Annotated in this window: 19 protein-coding genes and 3 pseudogenes; 4 read left to right on the top strand and 18 right to left on the bottom strand. The window is 64.5% G+C overall.

Going from position 1 to position 20,627, the window contains the following annotated elements:
• Nucleotides 1-239 precede the first annotated feature (239 nt).
• Entirely contained in the window at nt 240-668 is a 429-nt protein-coding gene (locus OQ968_RS02185) for an SRPBCC family protein (protein WP_324674187.1), read from the bottom strand.
• A 439-nt stretch (nt 669-1,107) separates the two neighbouring features.
• Complete coding sequence (locus OQ968_RS02180; RefSeq protein WP_324674185.1) at nt 1,108-1,992, bottom strand: TetR family transcriptional regulator; 885 nt, start codon at nt 1,990-1,992, stop codon at nt 1,108-1,110.
• 663 nt (nt 1,993-2,655) lie between these two features.
• Here OQ968_RS02180 and OQ968_RS02175 point away from each other — a divergent pair.
• Nucleotides 2,656-3,471 (top strand): hypothetical protein, encoded by an 816-nt coding sequence (locus tag OQ968_RS02175; RefSeq protein ID WP_324675018.1) that lies wholly within the window; start codon nt 2,656-2,658, stop codon nt 3,469-3,471.
• The gene (locus OQ968_RS02170; protein WP_324674183.1) at nt 3,468-4,085 is read left to right on the top strand and encodes a twin-arginine translocation pathway signal; all 618 of its coding nucleotides are present in this window, start codon (nt 3,468-3,470) and stop codon (nt 4,083-4,085) included. The genes OQ968_RS02175 and OQ968_RS02170 overlap by 4 nt, the downstream gene beginning before the upstream one ends.
• A 37-nt stretch (nt 4,086-4,122) precedes the next feature.
• Here the strand turns inward: OQ968_RS02170 and OQ968_RS02165 are convergent, their stop codons facing one another.
• The 13 genes and pseudogenes from OQ968_RS02165 to OQ968_RS02105 all read right to left on the bottom strand — a co-directional run bounded on the left by OQ968_RS02165 (nt 4,123) and on the right by OQ968_RS02105 (nt 15,533).
• Nucleotides 4,123-4,305 (bottom strand): AMP-binding enzyme, encoded by a 183-nt coding sequence (locus tag OQ968_RS02165; protein ID WP_324675016.1) that lies wholly within the window; start codon nt 4,303-4,305, stop codon nt 4,123-4,125.
• 34 nt (nt 4,306-4,339) lie between these two features.
• On the bottom strand, nt 4,340-4,801 hold the full coding sequence (locus tag OQ968_RS02160; protein ID WP_324674181.1) for a hypothetical protein: 462 nt from the start codon (nt 4,799-4,801) through the stop codon (nt 4,340-4,342).
• A 61-nt stretch (nt 4,802-4,862) separates the two neighbouring features.
• The gene (locus tag OQ968_RS02155) at nt 4,863-6,536 is read right to left on the bottom strand and encodes an MlaD family protein (RefSeq protein ID WP_324674179.1); all 1,674 of its coding nucleotides are present in this window, start codon (nt 6,534-6,536) and stop codon (nt 4,863-4,865) included.
• A complete protein-coding gene (locus tag OQ968_RS02150; protein WP_324674177.1) occupies nt 6,536-7,933 on the bottom strand; it encodes an MCE family protein in 1,398 nt (465 codons plus the stop codon). Before OQ968_RS02150 ends, OQ968_RS02155 begins: the two co-directional genes overlap by 1 nt.
• On the bottom strand, nt 7,930-9,366 hold the full coding sequence (locus OQ968_RS02145) for an MCE family protein (RefSeq protein WP_324674175.1): 1,437 nt from the start codon (nt 9,364-9,366) through the stop codon (nt 7,930-7,932). The genes OQ968_RS02150 and OQ968_RS02145 overlap by 4 nt, the downstream gene beginning before the upstream one ends.
• Complete coding sequence (locus OQ968_RS02140) at nt 9,363-10,478, bottom strand: MCE family protein (protein ID WP_324674173.1); 1,116 nt, start codon at nt 10,476-10,478, stop codon at nt 9,363-9,365. The genes OQ968_RS02145 and OQ968_RS02140 overlap by 4 nt, the downstream gene beginning before the upstream one ends.
• The gene (locus OQ968_RS02135; RefSeq protein ID WP_324674171.1) at nt 10,478-11,506 is read right to left on the bottom strand and encodes an MCE family protein; all 1,029 of its coding nucleotides are present in this window, start codon (nt 11,504-11,506) and stop codon (nt 10,478-10,480) included. Before OQ968_RS02135 ends, OQ968_RS02140 begins: the two co-directional genes overlap by 1 nt.
• The gene (locus OQ968_RS02130) at nt 11,503-12,699 is read right to left on the bottom strand and encodes an MCE family protein (protein ID WP_324675014.1); all 1,197 of its coding nucleotides are present in this window, start codon (nt 12,697-12,699) and stop codon (nt 11,503-11,505) included. The genes OQ968_RS02135 and OQ968_RS02130 overlap by 4 nt, the downstream gene beginning before the upstream one ends.
• Nucleotides 12,700-12,793: 94 nt before the next feature.
• Nucleotides 12,794-13,037, bottom strand: a pseudogene (locus tag OQ968_RS02125) (ABC transporter permease); the annotation flags it as partial.
• Nucleotides 13,038-13,051: 14 nt separating this feature from the next.
• A complete protein-coding gene (locus tag OQ968_RS02120; RefSeq protein WP_420715806.1) occupies nt 13,052-13,819 on the bottom strand; it encodes an MlaE family ABC transporter permease in 768 nt (255 codons plus the stop codon).
• 34 nt (nt 13,820-13,853) lie between these two features.
• Nucleotides 13,854-14,399, bottom strand: a pseudogene (locus OQ968_RS02115) (thiolase C-terminal domain-containing protein); the annotation flags it as partial.
• 22 nt (nt 14,400-14,421) lie between these two features.
• A pseudogene (locus tag OQ968_RS02110) lies at nt 14,422-14,764 on the bottom strand (CoA transferase); the annotation flags it as partial.
• A 256-nt stretch (nt 14,765-15,020) separates the two neighbouring features.
• Complete coding sequence (locus tag OQ968_RS02105; RefSeq protein WP_324674167.1) at nt 15,021-15,533, bottom strand: DoxX family protein; 513 nt, start codon at nt 15,531-15,533, stop codon at nt 15,021-15,023.
• A gap of 404 nt (nt 15,534-15,937) precedes the next feature.
• On the opposite strand from OQ968_RS02105, the gene OQ968_RS02100 reads away from it, so the two are divergent.
• Together OQ968_RS02100 and OQ968_RS02095 are read left to right on the top strand one after the other, a co-directional pair.
• Entirely contained in the window at nt 15,938-17,056 is a 1,119-nt protein-coding gene (locus tag OQ968_RS02100) for a M24 family metallopeptidase (protein ID WP_324674165.1), read from the top strand.
• Between the two features lie 75 nt (nt 17,057-17,131).
• Nucleotides 17,132-17,803, top strand: a complete 672-nt coding sequence (locus tag OQ968_RS02095; RefSeq protein WP_324674164.1) for a hypothetical protein — start codon at nt 17,132-17,134, stop codon at nt 17,801-17,803.
• 226 nt (nt 17,804-18,029) lie between these two features.
• Here the strand turns inward: OQ968_RS02095 and OQ968_RS02090 are convergent, their stop codons facing one another.
• The 3 genes from OQ968_RS02090 to OQ968_RS02080 all read right to left on the bottom strand — a co-directional run bounded on the left by OQ968_RS02090 (nt 18,030) and on the right by OQ968_RS02080 (nt 20,615).
• Nucleotides 18,030-18,767, bottom strand: coding sequence for a class I SAM-dependent methyltransferase (locus OQ968_RS02090; RefSeq protein ID WP_324674162.1), 738 nt, complete (start codon nt 18,765-18,767; stop codon nt 18,030-18,032).
• 116 nt (nt 18,768-18,883) lie between these two features.
• Entirely contained in the window at nt 18,884-19,522 is a 639-nt protein-coding gene (locus tag OQ968_RS02085) for a JmjC domain-containing protein (RefSeq protein ID WP_324674160.1), read from the bottom strand.
• Between the two features lie 34 nt (nt 19,523-19,556).
• A complete protein-coding gene (locus OQ968_RS02080) occupies nt 19,557-20,615 on the bottom strand; it encodes an amidohydrolase family protein (RefSeq protein WP_324674158.1) in 1,059 nt (352 codons plus the stop codon).
• Between the last annotated feature and the right edge of the window lie 12 nt (nt 20,616-20,627).

Here is a 20,627-nt window from a genome sequence, read left to right as displayed (position 1 = left end):
CGCACCTTTATCGCGCAGTGAACATGGGATGTCGACCAAAAGTTCCTCACCGCGCCGTGTCCATCACCGGACAACGGACACCGGCCCGCTCAAGGAGCCCGCGTACAGCACAGCTGTCCGCCACGAAGGTCTCGCGGTAGCGCGCGGTTGGTGGGCTGTCCAGACAGCCACGACGCCGCCAAGACCGGTCGCCACGAGGACGCAGGATCGCTGGGCGGACGGGGCTACGACAGTCTGCTTCACGACGAAGCATCGAGCTCGAGCAGCCGCTTGAGCTCGGCGAGGCTGGCGTTGAGTTGCGGCGTGATCAACGGGCGCATGGGCGTTGTCATCATGCCGGCATCGAGCGCCGCGACGACCCGCGAACCCCCATCGACCTGTTCGACGTCATAGGTGCCTTTGATGGTGGCTGGCCCGCCGCGTGCGGTGAAGGCGAATCGCTTACGGGGCTCAACCGCGGTGAGCTCCACCGTGGTCGTCATCTCCTGCCCCATCATCTTCTGTGTTCGGCGGTACTGCGCACCGACCGTCGCAGGCGTGCCCGACACATGCGCGCATTCGGCGACTTGCTGATTCCACTGCGTCTCGTTCTCCAAGGAGACCAAATAGCCGAAGACGTCTTCGGGACTCCGCCTGATTTCCACTTCGCAACGAATCGGATTGGCCACTTTTATCTCCTCGAGGAATCTCTCAACCGGGACCGGCGCGCCGCAGCCGCGTCGTCACATCCACGCTCAACCCGAGCGCCTACGGCCGTGCAACGGCTGATCCGCTGATGCGTCGCCGCGTCGTCGACCTGCGCGCGGCCGCAACCCGGGAACGACAGACGATCACGGACACCGCGGTGAACAAGTTGATCGCCAACCTGAGCCGCTTGCCGTCGCGACCCGCAGGTAGCCCCCCGGCCGCGTCGCACCCGACGGCACGTGAAAGTGACCGAAACCGCTGACACCGACACGTTCTGAAGTGGGGACCACCCCACCCCTGCCTGACGTCAGCCCCAACGCTGTCTCCTTCGGTGAGTGGCCTGGCTCGCTGCCGTCCAATTAATCGCAGTGTTCACTACTATACGTCAATGCTGAACATGCTGTCGAGGCCGGTCGTGTTTTAAGAGGCGTCGAGCAGTGCGCCGCCGAACGCGGTGACGATGTCCTGAATCGAGGGCGGCTCGGACTCCAAAGGGGTTTCATTGCCGGGCCGCAGACTGTCGACGAGCAGCCGAGCATAGCGTCGCCGCAAATTCGGGCCGAGATCTCCCAGCACCCGAGCCACTCCGCCGGAACTCGCCAGCAGAAACGGAATGTCCTCCTTGGTGATGTCGTTTCGCACGACGCCGCCGCGCTGCGCGCGTTGCAGCAACTCCGCCCACGCGCCGATCAATTCCGCGTGTAGTTCGGCCGAAATTGCGGCCTCGATCAGCTGAACGAGCCCGCGATCTCGTGCCTGCATGGCGAGGATGTCCTCGAACGCCTGGATCAGGGGTTCGGCGATATCGTCATTGGCCAAGGCGCGCTTCACCAGATCTTCGACCGCCTTGACGCGCTCGCGACTGATGGCCTCAATGAGGTCTCGCTTGCTCGGAAAGTGCCGAAAAAGCGTCGCGACAGTGACATTGGCCCGCTCTGCGATCTCTGCCACGCTCACCTTGAGTCCCCGTTCAGCGAACAGTACTGACGCTGCTTCGAGTAAGCTCTCACGGTTGCGTCGGGCGTCGGCTCGCTCCGCGCGCGGTGTTCTGGGCTTCGGCTTCGCCGGCCGCCCGGCCCACTTGGCGGCCCGCTTAGGCGTCGAATTGAGATCATCGGGATCGATGTCCAACTCTCGGGCGATCGCGATCAGCAGCGCAGCCGACGGAGCGGCAAGGCCAGTCTCAATCTGGGATATGACGCTGGGCGAGCGTTCGACACGGCGTGCCAGCTCGCGCACAGACAGACCACGGCGCGTCCGCGCCGCACGCAACGCTTGGGCGACGACGCGATCACCCTTCGGCATGGCCGCAGTGTACAGCGCTCATGCATGCACAACGACCATCCGCGTCCTGTCGCTCTATCGGTCTCGCAGTTCGCCCGTAAGCCCCAGCGGGCAAACTGGATCACGTCCGGTACACCGCGAGCGAAGCAAGCAGATCCTCGACGCCGATCCGAGGCGGCTGCGGCTCGCTGAACGCGTCTTCAGCACACTCCTGAAGACGGGAAGCAACGCCAAAGCAGCCTACGAACATCGCTCGACAGTCGTGGTTCCTCACACGGCCAACGTCTCTCCGTCACCGCGGCGCTCAGGCCGCGAGGCGACTCACTGTTCAGCGCCGTGCGTGGCATGGAGGAGGACTCGTTGGCGCGCTATCACCAAACCGCTTGCGGCGGCGCTAGTTGCCGCCGAAGCCGAATGCGTGGTTGAGCGAATCCCAACCGGCCTCGCAGCGACCATGTGGTACATGAGAAACAATCGAAGCGTTCACTGCGGTAGAGTGGTCTTGGCGATGTGGTCCGTCAAGGCCCGCTCGTCTACCGCCTTAACCGACGCACCCTAGGAGGTGACCGTGCGGTCCGGAGTCGCCAGCAGCACGCCGACAGTCGCGGCCGCGAGGCCGTGATGGCGCGCAGCAACCGCAACGGCGCGCCGCCGCACACGGCTTCCCCCAGCAATAAAGGGCCCATGTCGACGAGAGACTCGGAAGACAAGCTCGGCGCTGCCGAGGCCACGGCCCTGGCCGAACTGGCGGATGCGGAGGCGGCTGAAGCCGAGGCGAAGGCTGCCGCGGCCCGCGCGCGCGCACGCGCGATCAAGCTGCGCCGACAGGCCGAGGATGCCGAGGCAGCCAAATCGGAGATGGCCGAGCCTGCGCCCGGGCGCACAGACGACACCGAGGCAAGTGACACCGCCACCGTCGAGGGGGCCGACGGGGGGGAACAGGATCGAGAGGGCGACGCCCAGGCGACGACACCGGCCCCAGCCATGCAGCGGCGCCGCTGGCTGCGCCTACATAAGTGGACCACCGTGCTCGCCGCGCTCGCAGTCGCCAGCAGCTGCGCATTCGGCGCTGTGATCGGCGTCATTGCGTGGCAACACCATAACGCCACCCAACAGCGGCAGCGGACGGCGGAGTTTGCCTCTGCCGCCCGGCAGACCGTCTTCAACCTGATGTCGCTTGATTTCCACAGGGCCAAGGAAGACGTGCAGCGGATCATCGACAGCTCCACCGGCGACTTCAAGAAGGACTTCGAAAGGCACGCCGACGATTTCGTCAAGGTGGCCCAGGAGTCGAAGGTTGTCACGACCGCCACCGTGACCGGCACTGCGGTGCAGTCGATTTCGGATAATCATGATTCAGGAGTCGTGCTCGTCGCGGCTCAAACCGAAGTCACCAACGCCGCGGGGGCCAAGAACGAGCAACGCAACTGGCGCCTCAGCGTCACCGTGACCCGTGACGGTGGCCTGCTCAAGATGTCGAAAGTCGAGTTCGTACCGTGACGCAAAACGAGAAGTCGGCCCCCGAACTCATCGACGAGGTCGACAAGCAAGCCGGCGACATCGGCGAGCACACGGGTGGCGACGAGAAGCCTGCTAGTCGGCTGGCAAATCCACGCTGGCTTCGCCTCCCGCGCCGAAAGCTCGTGGCGATACTGCTGGCGCTATTCTTCGTCGGTTCCGCCGGCGTTGCATCCTGGATGTACGTGTACCAGTACCGCCCGGACCAAGAAACCAACACCGCGGCATCCGACGCCGCTACCCGCGCTGCCAAGGACGGCACCGTCGCGCTACTGTCGTACGCGCAGGAAAGCATCGACAAGGACTTCGCGAACGCCAAGTCCCGTCTGACGGGTGAATTCCTTGACTACTACAGCAAATTCACGGCGCAGGTCGTTAGCCCTGCGGCGAAGCAGAAGGGCCTCAAGGCAACCGCCATCGTCGCCCAGGCCGCGGTGTCGGAGTTGCATCCCGATTCGGCTGTGGTCCTGCTGTTCGTGAATCAACAAACCACAAGCAAGGACCGGCCCGAGCCGTCGATCGCGGCAAGCAGCGTGCTGGTCACGCTGACGAAAGTCAATGGCAACTGGCTGATCTCGAAACTCGAACCGGTCTGATCAGCGCAAGCGAACTCTCATCAGCGTGCCGGTGGTTTCAGCGGCAATTGGTTGCGAACCTCGATAAACCGCGGCAGCTTGAACCCGTCGTCCGCTGGCGACTCCAGACGGTCAGCTCCTGTTCTGACACATCGGATGTCGTCACCACGAACGCCTTGCCGACCTGCCCCCGGCGCTCCTCGGGAATCCCGATCGCCGCGGACGCCCGAACGGCCTTCACATTCGGTTCACGCCGGTCTGAGTGGAGTTGACCATCAGCCAATTTTGATCAGCCTGAAGGGCATCTTGATGGCGAGCCATTGATTGACGCCGCAGGCGCCGCTCGGGCCGACTGTCTTAGTCCAGCCGACGAAGTTTGCGTCATTGGTCATATCCGGTGAGAACGCGTATGTTTGGTCCCCGGGGGCCGCGGTGCCGTCTCGGCAGGGCTCCCAGTTGTCGAGGTGGCGACGAACCTTCCATAGCCCGGACTGACAGGTGGCGTCCGCGCTCCATCCTTGACTGCTGGCGACGCGACCGGTGCAGTCGATGAAGTCGCTACAGGTGGAGCCGATGGTCCACGTGCTGGTGACGGTCTTTTCGTTGTGATACGTGTCGTTGGTCTGTGCCCACTGACCGTCGGCAATGGCGGTGTAGATCCCGTTGATCGGTGGGTCGCAGACGGTCGCGCCGGCCAGGGGCGCGGCGCCGCAGCCGAGGACTGTTGCGGCGGCCACCGATGTCGCGCCCGCGATTGCTCGAACTAAAGGCATCGTTTGCTCCTCACGAGGGGCTTCATCAGGCCGACGTGTGCGAGGTCAAGATCAGGTCTTCCCAGGTCCTGGGTGTCCCTGGGGCAACCAGATCCGACTGTTGATAGAGGTGGCCGTTCGGACCGACATAGCGCCCGGTGTGCGGGTCGTATTGCGCGACGGCGGCCGATGGGGTCGGTCCGGATCCGTTGGTGGTGAACGAACTTGGCGCTGCGGGCGGGACGCCGCTTCCCATTCCGGCGGGCGGCGCCGGAACACCTGACGGCGGGGGCGGCGCTGTGCGCCCGGCGTTATCCGGGCTGGGCGGCACTTCCGTCCCGGGCGGCGGATTTTCGACGCTACCCGATGGTCCCAGTGGCGGAGGCGCTCCCGGTCGCGGAGGCGCCCCGGGCGGCATCGGCGTCCCCTCTACCGGCCCAAAGGTCCGGTCAGGGAAGGTAATTCGGTCATCGGGTGGGATGCCCTGCGCGAGCAGATTCGGGTCCAACGGGTTAGGACCGAGTGCATGTTGCCGCATGGCCAGCGGCTCAAAGGGCTTGTCGCTGTCGCAGATCTCAACAGTCGGGGCGCGCTTTCCCGGGTGCCCCATACAGGGGTAGTTGCGGGTGCCGCGCACAGCGATAGGCGAATCCTGCGGCAGCTTGCAATACACGCCATCGGGCGTGTCGGCCTCGGAGGTGTCGGCCGGGGATCGCCACATGTTGGGCGGCAAGTAACCGACGGTACACGGCGGCACGTCTTCTGCCGCGACCTCGAAGTCACCGATGGGCATGCCGGTCGGGTTCCCAGCGGGGCTGCCCGACTGGGTGGCGGCGACGAACGGCGGGTACAGCACCAGGAGTTGCTGCAGTGACGCGTGGTAGGTGACGGCGACTTGGCCGACAGTCTTGAAGTTCGCGAGCAACACCGGCAGCGTCGGCTTGATCTGCTCGACGAGCCGCGACGCTTCATCGACGGCTCCGGGCCCGTTCTGCAACAGGGTGCGGAGCGGCGCGTCATTGGTCACCACCTGCCTGCTCACTGCGGCCAGGCTGCGCGCCCACGTCCGGATCGCGTCGGTGGTCTCGGCTTGTGAATCCAGCAGCGGCACAGTGTCATCGACCAGGGTCCGGCTTCGGTCGGCGATTCCGTTGAGGTCGTGGGAGACGGTGGCCGACGAGTCGACCAGCGAACTCAGGTCGTAGCCGGCCCCGTTGAAGCCCTTGAACAACTCATCGAGCAACACGCTGAGCTTGTCCTTGGGAATGCTGCGGGTCAACGCGCTGACCTGATCCAGCATCGGCCCGACCGCTTTCGGGATTGTGGCGTCGCGCATGGCGATCACCGACCCGTCGCGCAGATAGGGCGGCGAGTCGGTGCGCGGCAGCAACTCCACATACTGCTCACCCACCGCCGAGACACTGCGCACCTGCGCTTGCAGATCCGCGGGTATCTTCGGCGAAGTGCCCAGCGACAGCGTCGCTTTCGCGCCGGTGGGCGTCACCCCGACCGCGGTGACCCTGCCGACCTGCACCCCGCGATAGGTGACGTTGGAAAACCGGTACAGCCCACCGGCGGCGGGCAGCTCCAGCGTGACGGTAATCCTGCCGATGCCCAGCAGCGCGGGCACCTGCATGTAGGAAAGGACCATCGTCACCACACCGACGATCGATGCAATCGTGAAGATCACCAACTGGATTCGAATGAAACGCGTCAACATCAGGTGCCGCCCTCATCCCAGGGGCTGAGCGATAAGTCGAGCGGCGGGGCGGCGGGTGGCGGCTGCGATACGGGGGCATACAGACCCCCGGGCGCATACGAACCCCCGGGCCATGGCGGTGGCAGATTCACGACCGGTGGTGGTGGGGGGCCGGCCGGCGGCAGCGGCTGACCCGAGGGCGGCGGTGCCACCCCCTCGGGTTGCGGCGGCAGTGTCCCAGGCCACGGCGAGGATCCCAAGCCCCCGGATCCGGTTAGTGGCGGCGGCCCACTGCCTTCCGGCGGGATCGCTACCAGGCCGCCGAGCGGGTTCTTCGTATAGAACCAGTCGTAACCCGGGTCCCCCGACGCCGGCACCAGCTCGGCGCCGTCAACACCCCAGTGGGTGCCCAACAGTAGCTCTCGCCGCAGCCGGGTAACCGTGAGATCCATAACGATGAACAGGTTGAAGTAGTCGCCCCGCAGGCCCCGGTCGATGATGTTCTGCGTCCACGGGAACACGGTTGCCGCCGCCAGGGCGTCGTCTATGCCCGGCCCGATGTCGGCAAGCGCCCGGATGGTCGGCTCCAGGTTCTGCAGGTTTTTCACCAGGTCGGCCTGGGTGTCGTTGACTACCGCGGTCGCGGTGTCGGTGAATACCCTCAGCTTGTCCAATGCGGTGATCAGGCGCGGCTTCTCCTTGATCAGCACGTCCAGCGCCGGCGGTATCTTGTGCAGGGCCGCGGCGATGACCTCGTGCCGCGCACCGAGGGTGGCCGAGAGCCGGTTGAGTTGCTGGATGGACGCGATGAGGTTGTCGCGCTGCTGATCGAGCGTGCCCACCACCGTGTCTAGGCGACTGATCAGATCGCGCACCGCGTCTTGGTGCCCCGACAACGCGGCGCTGAAATTGTGGACGATATCTCCGATCTGCCCCAAGCCCCCGCCATTGATCACCGTCGACAGCGACGCCAGGGTCTGCTCGGTCGACGGATAGGTCGACGAGCGGTTCAACGCGATCGTGGCACCTGATTCGAGTCGGCCGACCGGCGGCTGGCCGGACGGCGGATCGAGCGCCAGGTGCATGGACCCCAGCAGGCTGGTCTGCCCGACGGTGGCCACCGCATTGGCCGCCACGACGATGCCTGGCGACACCGACACATCGACATCGGCATGCCAATCCCGCACCGTCATCTTGCCGACGCTGCCCACCACGACGTTGCCGATCATGACCGGCGAATTCGACTCCAGCGTGCCGACATTGGCGATCTCGACGTGAAAGATCTGAGCCGCCGGCCCGCGTCCCACGGCGCCCGGCAGCGGAAGCGAGTTCAACCCGTGAAACGCACATCCGGTGACGGTGAACATCGCGCAACCACCGGCGACCAGCAGCCGACGTGCCGAACCCGCGCCGATCATGATGGTGGTGTCCCCTCGGCGGGTAGCGCCGGCAGCAGCAAGCCCGGCAGGTCACCCGGCGGCACCACAAGCGGTGCGGTGGGGTTCGGCGCGCCCGGAAACCACGCCGGGGTTGGAAATGCCGGCATCGGCGGCTGTGTATACAAGCCGGGCGCCATGGGAGGCAGGCCCGCACCGGCCCACCCCAGCGGGGGCGGCACATCGCCGTTGCGCCCGGTGTACGCCGAGACCGCGGGCTGTTGCTCGGGCGGCCCCGGTGGCGGTCCCACGCCGCCGGGCGCCAGGTCCGGGTCGGTGTAGATCAGGTTGGTCGGGCTCGGCCCGAGAAACGGCTTGAAGGGAATTGGGCTGTAGTTGAAGTTGAACTGGCGCAACGCGGGACCGAGGTACTGCGAGCACAGCTTCCCGGTCTCGATCGCGGTGACGTTCTCGATAGCGCCGATCGAGCTGCAGAACAGCTGCACAGGATTGGAGAAGTTGCTCAACACAAACTGCCCGACGAGAGTTCCGGTGTTGGGGTTGTACGCACCAAGGGTGTTCGCGAGGCCATTCGGCGCAATGTGTAGAACCTGTTCGAGGTCTTTGCGGTGCTCGGCCAGGTTCTGGGTGACATCGGCCAACCGCGCAAGCTCGTCGCTGGTCTTGTCGCGGGTCTCTGCGATGAATCGCTGGACCTCCGTGACGGCGCTCGACACGTTCGTCAGCGCCGCGTCCAGGTCGGAGCGGCTGTCGTCGAGCACGCTGGTCAGCGTGGCGAAGCGGTCCTGGAATTGCACGACCTGGGTGCTGCTGTCGCGCAGCGCGGCGACGAAGGTTTGCAGGTTCTTGATGATGTCGACGATGTTGCCGCTGCCGTCGGCGAGGATCCGGCCCACCCCCGCCAGCTGAGCCAGCGTCTGGCGCAGCTTGTCGCCGTTGCCGTTCAGCGCGTCGGCGGCACTGTCGATGAACCGCGCGACCGAGGGGGTCGACACCTGGCTGCTGGGGCCCAATTCCGCAGCCACCCGGCTGAGTTGCTCTTTGACCTCGTCCCACTCGACGGGTACCGCCGTGCGTTGGATCGGGATCACCGCACCGTCACCCATCGTCGGGCCGCTCGACCGGTAGGTCGGGGTGAGCTGAACGTAGCGGGCCGCGAGGACATTCTGGGCGACGATCACGGCCTTGGCGTCGGCGGGGATGGGCACTGCGCGGTCGACGTTCATGGTCATCTTCGCCTGCGTGCCCTGCGGCCGAATCGAGACGATGCTGCCCACCTTGACCCCCGAAACCCGAACCTCGTCGCCGGGGTAGATCGCGGTCGCGGTGGTGAAGTACGCGGTGATCACCTTCGGCCGGAAAAATGCCTGACGGACGACTACCGCTGCGCCGCCGACGAGCAGCAGTGCCAAGACGATCGCCATCGCAGCAGCGAACCGGTTGCGCGACATCATGGCTGGCCCCCCGGACGGTCGAACCATGGACGGTCCCCGGGCTGCGGAATCCCGTTGACCGGGAACGGGAACTCCGCCCGCGGCCCGGCGTTATCCGGCGGTTGCCCGGCATTCGCGCCCCTGCGGAACCCGAATATGTAGTCGAGGAACGGCTGGGTGGTTTGCAGCTGTAGAAGATTGCCAACGAACACGCTGTAGAAGTTGCCGCTGGCCACGACGTCGCCGAGGGTGACCGCGAACTTCGCCAGACCGGGCAGCGCCTTGGTGATGTTGTCGCGGTTCTTCTCCAGCACCTCGGTCACCGAGTTCAGTTTGTCCAGCGTCGGGGCCAGCTTGGCTTCGTTGTCGTGCACCAACCCGGACACCTGCTTGGCCACCGCGGACGTGTTGGCCAGCAAATCGACGATCGCCTGGCGGCGCGCCACCAGCACTCCGAGGAGATCGTTGGCGTCGAGGACCAGGGCGTTGACCTGCTGGCTGCGCTCCGACAGGATCCCGGTGACATCGCTGACGCTCTTGAGCAGCTCGCCCAGCGTCTGGTTGCGGCCGTTAAGCGACCTCGACAACCGGGTCAGCTCGTCAAACGTCGGCCCCAACTGCGGTGCGATCGCATCGATGGTCTCCGACAGCTTGTCCAGCGATTGGTTGAGGGCGTCAGTGTCGGTGGCGGCGACGTTTGTCGTGAACTCGCTGACGGCCTCGCTCAGCGAGTACGGCGACGAGGTGCGCGAAACCGGGATCACATCCAACGAGTGCAGCCTGCCGCCTCCCGCTGACTCCAAGGTCAGCACCCGCCCACCCAGCGGCGTGCCGGTGCGGATGTGCGCAGTTGTGCCCGATCCGAGCACCACCTCGCTGTTGATCGTGAACGTCACCAGCGCATCGCCGTTGCGCAGCGACACGCCCGACACTGTGCCGACCTTTATGCCCAACACCGTCACGTCGTTGCCGGCCGTCAGGCCGCCGGCTTCGGAGAACAGGGCCTGGTAGCGCACCGCCGTCGCCAACGACATTATGCGCTGGTACTGCAGCGCGACGACGGTGACGAGCACCACCACAACCACGCCGATGAATCCGGCGTTAAAGAGCTTGGTTCCGCGGTACTTAAGCATCAGGGTTCCGCGCACCTCCCGCCTTCTTGCCGAAACCACGGGAATACCGCGGTGCGTCCCTGCAGGTCGGTGACGCGGAGGGTGATTCCGCACATGTAGAGGTTGAAAAAGCTGCCGTACGCGCCCGTCCGGATGAGTTTGCGGTAGTTCTCCGGCGCCTTCTGCAGTCCGGTGTCGAGGCGGTCCTTGTGCGCATCGAGCAAGGGTGCCAACCGACTCAGCTGCTCCACCGTGCCGGCCAGCGGCGGCCGGGCCCTGGTCAGCAGGTCGGTGAACGAGGCCGTTCCCCTGTCGAGGGATTCGATGGCGGCGTCGATCGGATCGCGGTCTTGCGCGAGCCCGGTGACAAACCGCTGCAAGCGGTCGAGGGTGCCGGAGAACTTGTCGCCGTCCTTGGCCAATGTGGCCACCACCGTGTTGAGGTTGTCGATGAGTTCTTGAACGGTTTGGTTGTTGTCGGCCAACGCCTTCGAGAACGACGACGTTTTCGCGAACAGCGACTCCAGGGTCGAGCCCTGGCCCTGCAGGATGTGCAGCAGCGATGCGGTCAGGGCATTGACGTCTTGCGGGTTCAGGCCCCGGATCACCGGTTTCAGCCCGCCCAGCAGCAGATCGAGGTCCAACGCGGGCGCGGTGCGGTCGGCCGGGATCTGCGCGCCGGCCGGCAGAATTCTCGTCGATCCGGGACCGTCGACCAGCTCCAGATAACGATCGCCCACCAGGTTGAGGTAGCGCACCTCGGCCTTGGTGCCGGTAGTGAGCACGATGTTGCGGTCGGCGTCGAACGTGACCAGCACCGTGTTGTTCGGGCGCAGCGAAACGCCGTTGACCGTGCCCACCCGGATGCCGGCGACCCGTACGCTGTCTCCACGCTTAAGGCGCGACACATCGGCGAAGACCGCCGTATACCCGTTCGTCGCACCGGTGCGGTACTGGCTGAAGATGAAGAACAGAAACGTGATCAGCACCGCCATCACGACCGCGAAGGTCGTGAACTTGACCAGCGTCGCGCGCCATGTGCCCGTCATCCAGGCATGCCGAACTGTTCGGTGTTGCGCGGCGGCCCGGCGATAGGCCCGAAAAGCGACTGCTTGAGGGCATCGGAGTTCAGCAGTATGCCCTGGTTTCCATACCTGGCCGGGTTCATGCCGACGTCGGCCACGACGTATGGCGCACGGGCCTCGAACGGCACGCGCGGAAGGTCGACGCATAACGGCCTGCCCTTGGCCGCCACCTTGGGCAGGTCCGTCGGGTACCGATAGCGCTCCATGCCGAGAGTGAAGCCCGCCAACAGCACGATCCCCGGGAATGCCAGCGGACTTTGGTAGGCCAACGGCAGGATTCCGGCGAGCCCGCAATACAGCGCCTGGTTGTACTGGTTGGTCAGATCGGTGCTCGGCACCAGCAGATGCAGCACATCGGTCAGCGGTTGGCGGTTCTCGCCTAGGACCTGATTGCCGATGTCGGCCAAACCGATCACGCTGACCAACAGCGCATCCAGGTTGTGTTGTTCGTCGACCAACGTCCCGCTGAGGCGGGTCGCGCTGTCAGCGGTGCTAATCAGGTCCGGGGCCGCGTCGGCATAGGCGCCGATCACACCGGGGGCCACCGCCAGCTCGTGGCTCAGGTTGGGAAGGCTCGGATCCAGCCGGGCGAGAATCGAATCGAGGTCAGACAGCGCCTGGCCGAACTTCTGGCCCCGCCCGTTCACGCTCTGCGCGAGCGCGCCCAGCGTTTCATTCAGCTTCGCCGGCTCGATCTTCGACAACACCGACGTCAGTTCCTCGAACAGCGTATTGGTCTCGACCGTGACGTGCTTGGCGTCCAGCACTTGGCCCGCGCGCAGGCGCTGCGGCGACGGGTTATCAGGGGCGGCCAACTGAACGAACTTGGCGCCGAACACCGTTGGCGCAGTGATGTCGACCAGCACGTTGGCCGGAATGAGGTGCAGCTGCGACGGATCCATCGCCAGGTGAAGGGCGGCCTGCCCGTTCGGCAGGTCCTCGATGGAGACAACCCTGCCCACCTGAACGCCGTGCAATTTGACCTTGGCGCCCGGGTTCATCACCAGACCGGCACGTTGCGACAAGACCGTGACCGGCACATCCGAAGTGAACCCGCCCCGAAACAGGTTGGCGCACACGGCGACAATCGCGACCACGAACAGAATCGTCACCAGACCCGCTAACGGACGCCAGAACGAGCGCGCACCGAAATGCACGCCGACAGACGCCGCGACCGGAGTCGCGCCGCTGCGGGTTTCGGACCGGTGTATCGGACCCGGTCCGAGGTGGTCTGTCACGACTCCCCTCTCAGCCGGCCGCCAGCGCCAAGAAGCCGACGATCACGAGTGATCCACCGATCATCGCCAATGCGCCTGCGCCCATGCTGATTTCGGTGACCCGCCGCGCAATCCCGCGCCGGTGGTGGGTAGCCGCGAACGGCGCTACCGCGAACGCCTTCGCACAAAATACGGTGTGGTTCACCGATGCGGCTTAACGTGCCGATCGGTCTTTCGACTTCGCGGAAGAATCGCGGATAGGCGGCGCCCTGTGTCATGGCAGTCCCCCGGGTCATTTGGTCGTCATCCGGATGCCGACCGCGGTGACCACCACATTGACGACGAACAGGCTCATGAACGCGTACACCACGGTCTCGTTGACGGCGTTGCCGACGGCCTTGGCGCCACCGCCGGCGATGATCAACCCGCGATAGCAGGCCACCAACCCGGCGACAAGGCCGAACAGCATCGCCTTGACGCAGGAAATGATCATCTCGGGTACACCGGTCAGCAGCGTGATGCCCGCGGCGAACGCACCGGGGTTGACGTCCTGAATGAACACCGAGAACACGTAGCCGCCGAGGATCCCAATGATGACGACCAGGGCGTTGAGCAGCAGCGCGACCAGACCGACCGCGAGCATCCGCGGGGTCACCAGTCGCTGGACAGGGTCGATGCCCAGCACCTCCATGGCGTCGATCTCTTCGCGAATGGTGCGCGACCCCAGATCGGCGCACATCGCGGTGGAGCCAGCCCCGGTCACGACCAGCACCGTGACCAGCGGGCCGACCTGTGTGACCGCGCCGAACGCCGCGGCCGCGCCGGACAGATCGGCGGCGCCGAGCTCACGAAATAGAATGTTGAGCGTGAAGCTGATCAGCACCGTAAATGGGATGGCCACCATCAGCGTCGTCACCAATGCGACCCGAGCGACGAACCAGCACTGTTCCACAAACTCCCGCCATTGAAACGGCCTGCGGAAGACAAACTTCACCGCGTCCGCCGACATCGCGAAAAACCCCCCGACGGCCTGAAACGGTCCCGAGGCGTATCGCCCCATCATGATTCCTGACGGCCACCGCCCCACCCGTCTACTAGGCATGGACCGCAGGTCCTTCGAGAATCGTTACCGCCGAAACCGCGATCGGGCCTCCGAGGTTTTGCGCCAAGCCGACACGGGCGGAGTCGATTTGGTTGACTGCCCGCTGCTCGAAAAGCTCCACGCACTGTGCGACTCCCGTCGCGCCGGATGGGTGAACCTCCGCCTTCAACCCGCCGTTCGGGTTGATCGGCAGCGCCCCGCCCACGCTGGTGACCTCGGCCTCGACGAGCTTGTAGTCCCCGAACCGCTCGGCGAATCCGGAATCCTCGCAGCTGATCAGCTCGATTCCGGTGAAGAAGTCGTGTACCTCGGCGACATCCGCATCCGACGGCGTTATTGCGTCCATCGCAAACGCCTGTTTGGCGTCGCGGACCGTGGCGGGGAACGTCGTCATGTCCGACTTGTGTTGACGCATCACCGAATCCAGCCCCAACCCAAAGCCCCGTATCCACGCCGGTTGGTTCGTGAACCGATCGACCGCGTCTTCGGTGGCGAGCAAAAGCACAGCGGCACCGTCGCTTTGGGTCGAAGCGGCGTAGGGCATCGGCTTCTCCGGCGGACTAGGCAGCCGCTCCCGCCGTTTTGAGCTCGATGATGCGGTGCCATTCCACTCCGAGTTCGGCAAGTATGTCCTCGGATTGCGTGGCGAACGTCGGCGCCGGTTTTTTCGGGCGCAGTCACATCAAACTGCACCGAATTGGCCAGCAGCTCGAGCTCACCCGCCCGCACGATGTAGTCGTCGGCGCGGATCTGGGCGTCGCCCACGGCCTGCAGCGTGTCCTGGACCGTGGCCCACGGCTCGGCGAGCGTCGCGAAGCGTTCGCTCCGCTCCGCCGGCCTGCGGGTGGCCATCACCCTGCGTAGAACCTCCACGGCCTCGGCTGGATTGACGGCGATCTGCTCGAACTTAAGGGCAACCTTGTTCTTTGATGTTTGCGAGAGTCGAGTCGTCGCGTAGCCCATCAACAACGCCCTTTCCGTGGCGCAGGGAAAAGCGTAGTGTGTACTACGGTAAAGGACTGATGACCGTATCGTCAACACGTTTGAAGGGTTCGCTCGCCCCGCGCTGAGATAGGGGAATAGCGGCACCAACTGGGTCTGGCCGAGATTGTGTGTGGCGAGGACGAACAGGTTCACCTTCAGCGGGCCGCGAGGCGACTCACTGTTCAGCACCGTGCGCAGCATGGAGGAGGACTCGTTGGCGCGCTATCACCAAACCGCTTGCGGCGGCGCTAGTTGCGGCCATGGCGAGGCCCCAGCCATTGCCGGCCGCACTGAAGCCGAATGCGTGGTCGAGCGAATACTTGCCAGGTCCGGTGAACGCGAGAGAAGCGGCGATCACGCCGTAGAGTAGCGCCAGTTCCGAACCCCCCCTGAGGTTCCAAAGTCCGTTGGGAGCGGTGGCAGCCGCGGCGACAATCATCGTCGCGACGACTACCGCGCTGCCCACCGGAGTGAAAAGCCCCACCGCCAAGAGGAGACCGCCGACGAGTTCACTTATCGCTGCGAACGCGGCCATGGCTTTGCCCGGACGGTGGCCCCAGGTCTCGAAGAGCTTCCCAGCCTGGTCGAGACCAGGTCCCTCGGGCCAGGCGAAGAGCTTCTGTGTGGCATGGCCGAACACGAGCAACAAGGCGACAGCCACTCGCAACAGAAGCAAACCTGTGTCCATCACACCAACCCTTCGAAGGATTAATCGAAGCGTTCACTACGCTAACCAGGTGGTTAGCGGTGGTCAAGCAGGCCGGCCATATCGCCTCGTCCGGTAGTGACGTGCATGACCATGGCACCGCTGCGGCGGTGCCGGCCTGCGCGACCTCCCTACAAAGCAGCGGGCGATTGACGCGAAGGGCGCGGACCCCTTATGGTAGGCGTAGTGAACACTCCGGTTAGTTTTCCCGCAGAACCGTCAATGCAGAGAAGCGTCGTGCCGCGTTCGATGCCAGCGTGGCGGGGACCGGTCGTAACTTGGAGGTTCCCACGATGACGGCATTTGGTCCTGGCGCTCCGATGCGGTCGCTTGGCGCGTTTTCGGACGCCGAGAAACAACGGCGATGGGCCGTTACCCGAACGCTCATGGACGATTCGGGCGTCGACTTGCTGATCGTGTTTCCAGCTTTTCTACCGGCCGACGCGATGTGGATTGCGGGCCAGCCTGGCGCGGTCTTGTTCCCGCGAGACGGGGAGCCGCGAATTCTGCTCGGCGGAGAAGATGCTGCGCTTGAAATCACGCGGCCACCGGGGTGGATTGGCGAACGTGAATTCGTCGGGTTTGCCAATGGCGTGTTATGGGGGGACGCGGTCGCTGCACAGCTCGCGAAGATGGGCCTTGCCGGTCGCACCATCGCAATCGCGGGGATGACCGGCGACGAATACCTGAACATGCACCAGCCTGAAGGGTACTTGAACTACACGACGATTCGCTCTGTGGTCGACGCGCTCCCCACTTCGTGCAAGGTGATCGACGGGACGCCCATCTTGTCGATGGCCCGATACGTGAAAAGTGCCGAGGAGATAGACCGGATCCAGGAATCGGTGCGTCTAGGTGAGACGGTGGCCGACCGCATTCGTCAGGAGCTACGGCCGGGCCGGGCCCAGGCGGAGGTGTTCGCCGCGGCGACACTTGCGACGATTAGCGAAGGCAAGCTGGCCAATTTCGGCTGGTGTCCGGGACGCTGGGGCGAACCGCGAACACGCATGGTTGGCCCACCTCCCGGCGTCGTCGAAGCCGGGCTCTACCTCGCCACGGAGATAGTCGTGCCGGTCGCCGGCTACGCCGGTCAAATCGCCCAGGCCTTCGTCGTCGGCGAGCCTAACGACGAAGCCAAACGATTATTTGAGATCAACCGAGCAGCGTTCGAAGCGGCTCGCAATGCGATGCGACCCGGGGCCACATGGGGCGAGGTGGTCGATGCCACAAGCGAGGCCGCCAGGGGCAGCGGCTGCTTTGTCGAGTTCATCTTGCACGGCTGCGGCACTGGGCCGCTGATCACGCCCTACAACAGCCACGAGAACGTCAAGGACGATGTCCTTGTGGAATCGACGACCTTTATCCTCAAGCCGTCCGCCGTCCCCGACGGGGTGGAGTGGTCGGCCAGGAGCTGGGACGTGTCATGGGGCGACATGGTTGTGGTGCGGCCCGACGGCGCGCAACGTCTCGGCACACGACCAGTCGAGTTGCTGGCGTGCCGCTGAGCGCACGGAGGAGCTGCTTGGCAGATGTTTCCGAAGTATCAATGCAGATGGCTACGGCCGGAAAGGCAGCGGAAAATGACTGAGCACCGGTTGAGTGCGCCGGACGGGCGCCGTACGCCCGTGAAGCGGAACGTGTTTGAAATGGCGCAAATCTCGAATTCTCAACTGTGTCCGATCTTTCCGTATCTCGGCGAAGGCGCAGTGGTGCCGGCGGTGGTGGTGTTCAAAGCCGGGTACCGGGGCGGCCCAGATTCCCCGCTCGGCGGCTTCCAGCACCTCAATTCGGTTGACGAGGTCATGATCAGCTTCTCGGGCTTCCCCGGCTTCTCAAGCGTGACCGGCCGGCTCCATCCCGTCTTCGACCCCATCATGGCAACCGGAGGCGACAATCCAGACGCGTCGATGGTTGCAACAGTTACCCAACGCCAACTTACCGGCGCCACACAGCACGAGGCCATCATCCTGCGCTGCGAAAAGTGCAACCACCTGCTGCTCAAGCACGAATTCGACGTGGTTCCCGCCGACGCCGACACTGGCCTAGGGCCAGCGCGGTTCGCGACCATCGTGGGCTCGGCAGAAGCGGTTCATCGCTATAACGCGGACGAATCGCTGCGAACCTGCAAGAAGTGCGAATTCGTGAATGAACCGTTCCCTGTTGAACGCTGGGGATGGGGAGCGTACGCGGCGCAGGCCGAAGCCGCCCATCTGGGTAAATCCGGACTCCACGAGTTGCTTAACGAGGCATAGGCGGCCCCTCGCCCGCGGCCCCGGGGCTAGGAGGCGCTGCCACCAGCTCGAACGGCTGCCTACCAGCCGTCGAGCAATCTCCTTGAGCCGACTCGGTCGAGGCGGCCGCTCGTGGGGGTCGATGCGTGAACATCACCCAGTCCATCCAGTCGGCCATTGAGAATTTGTGGTGCATCCATAGCCCAGCTCCGGACCCGAGAGGATCCGTCCGTGGTGTGGCGCGTGGTTAGTCTCGGCGAGTAGCGGCCACTGCCCATGCGGGCATATGCACCCGATGATTGTCGTCTAGCAGCGGCTCGATAACACGCAGTCGATCCTGCAGTTCCTTGAACCGCTGCGCCCTCTCCGTGCGGGACTCCATCATCGCAGTCATAAATGCCAGCGTTTCCGGGCCGAAGATGCCGACATAGGTCGAGGCACCGACATAGTCGACGCGCCACCCGGCCGCACCGAGCACCCGCTCGAAGTTGTCGGCCGGCACGCCTTCGAACTCGATACCGTTCACATTGTGTCGGCTGAACTCGAACATGAACAGCCGCGCACCGGGTTTAGTCGCTTTGTGCAAGGCCTCGATGTACTGCCCTTGAGCGTCCTCGTCATCAGTGAGCACGTGGTAGAAGGCGCTGTCAACCACGGTGTCAAACCGTGCTTCGAACCCGTCCAGTCTCGTGGCGTCGGCCACCTGAAAGTTCACCTGCACTCCGGCGCGTTCGGCGTTGCGTTTAGCTAGTTCAATCGCCGCCGGAGACCCGTCTATCCCGGTAGCGGAATAGCCGTGAGACGCGAAGTGAATCGCGTGATACCCCGGGCCAGTTCCGGGGTCGAGCACTTCGCCGCGGACGGCGCCAAACGCTACCAACTGCTGAACCACCGGCTGCGGGCCACCGATATCCCACGGAACAATCCGGTGAGCCGACTGGTCACCGTACAGCGCCTCAAATGTCGGATCGATATTGCTTGTCATGCGTCGCCCTCTAAACGGTTCGGTGAAGCTGTTTGCAGGCAAAAACGTGCACTCTCGTTGTCAGCGCTATCCGCCGAAGATGGAAGAAATGCAGCGACCATTAGGGCGCTGTGCGTTCACGAGCTTTGAGCCCAGGCGCCGGCCCCGCTAGAAGATCGAGCGGCGACCGTACCGGTGGCGTGGGGCCGCTGTTCGGCCGCCCCGGCTGCTGTGCGAATCAGCTCCGCGGTTTCTTGCCATCGGATACCGGTGAGATCCACGGGCTCGTGCACCGTCTCACAGTTGTCACACGTGCGAAGTGTCGCGTCGCTGTTGAAGACGGCGCACGCGGCTACGTACCCGTCCTGAACAAGTTGCTCCTCCGTCACATCGAACTCGATGCGGTGGACCTCGCTTGCGCAGTTGTCACAGAACCACGCGACACCTTCCACCGCCGGCTTCGCGGCTTTGAAGCGGACGTGAACCGATGGCTCCAGAATTTCGATCCGGTGCGGCGTCCGAGCCGGCACGTAGAGAAAGTCGCCGAGTTCAAGGACTTCCCACAGCACCGGTGACGACATCATTCGAACGCGACTCGTACCGGCCATCTGGATGAGCACCGTATCGTGGTCGCAGATGAGGAAGAAGGGCTGATCGCGATCATTGCGGCTTAGGTGCAGCTGCGGGTCGATCTCCGCCAGCAAAACGGGGTACTCGTCGTAGGCGCTAAGTTCGGCGGCGGCATCCAACAAACTCAGTTCGCTCCTACGCTCCATTGCTTTCTCCTCTGCTCATCGATCGGCTTGGCCATCACTTGGGGGTATCGGGCCTGGCAGTCATCACTGCAGGCTGGCTTGTCGCATCATGAACTGTTTGCACTCGTGTGCTGCCAATCCCGAGCACGGACTGCGCAGTGAGATCAAGGATCGCCCTTTTCTGACCCGCCGTGAGGTGTTCGCAGCCCTCGATATATCTGACCGCGTCGATGGGTTTGATGCGTGGTGTGTCACTTCCGAACACCAGGCGATCGGCCCCGAGGACATCGCTCGCGCACAACAGCAACAACCGTTCCTCAATGATGCTGGTGTCGTAGTACATCGACCGCAGACCATCGAGAGCACCGCCGACCTTCGCATACAGCTCGGGCGTGCTGCGCCTGAACCCATCGTCAAAACGCCTCGCCAACAAGGGGATCGATCCGCCCGTCGTCGCGACAACGAATCGCACCCTCGGATAGCGAGTCGTCACCGCGCGTACCACCAGGCGCAGCACCGCGACCGCGATCTCGGCCGCGCCACAGATCATCGGCGCCAACGCGAAGTCCTCCGAACCCACCGCACAACCGGGTATGACGCCCGGATGGAGGAACACGACCGTCTCGTAGCGGTCAAGCTCCGCCCACACCGGTGCAAAGCGTTCATCATCGAGAGCGTATCCGCCGGCAGAGCAACCCAACCCCACACCGGCGAAGGCGTCATCGCCGGCGCACACACGAATCTCCTCGAGGGTCTGATCGATGTGGGGCAGGGGCAAAGCAGCGAACGCGACAAACCGCTCCGAATACCGTGCGATGATCTCCCGGTATTCGTCGTTGACGATTCGAGCCGTGTCGGCGGCAGTGGCGGCGTCAGCCAAATAGGGTTGGAACGCACCGACACTGAGCACCGAGCGATCGATTCCTGCCTCCTCCATGTCGGCTATGCGGCTCGCAAGCGCTGCATCTGCCTCCGGCGCGCCTTGCACTGCTTGTGCCCCTAAAAGCAGCGGTCTGTAGGTCTTGAAGGCGGCCAATTCCTCGAAGGCACCGACGCGCTGCGCCGCTTCGACGAACCGTGACGGATAGAGGTGTGTATGAACATCAACGCGCAAGCCAAGGCCCCC

Source organism: Mycobacterium sp. 663a-19 (assembly GCF_035616495.1).
Classification (GTDB): domain Bacteria; phylum Actinomycetota; class Actinomycetes; order Mycobacteriales; family Mycobacteriaceae; genus Mycobacterium.
This window is presented reverse-complemented; position numbering and strand designations above follow the sequence as displayed.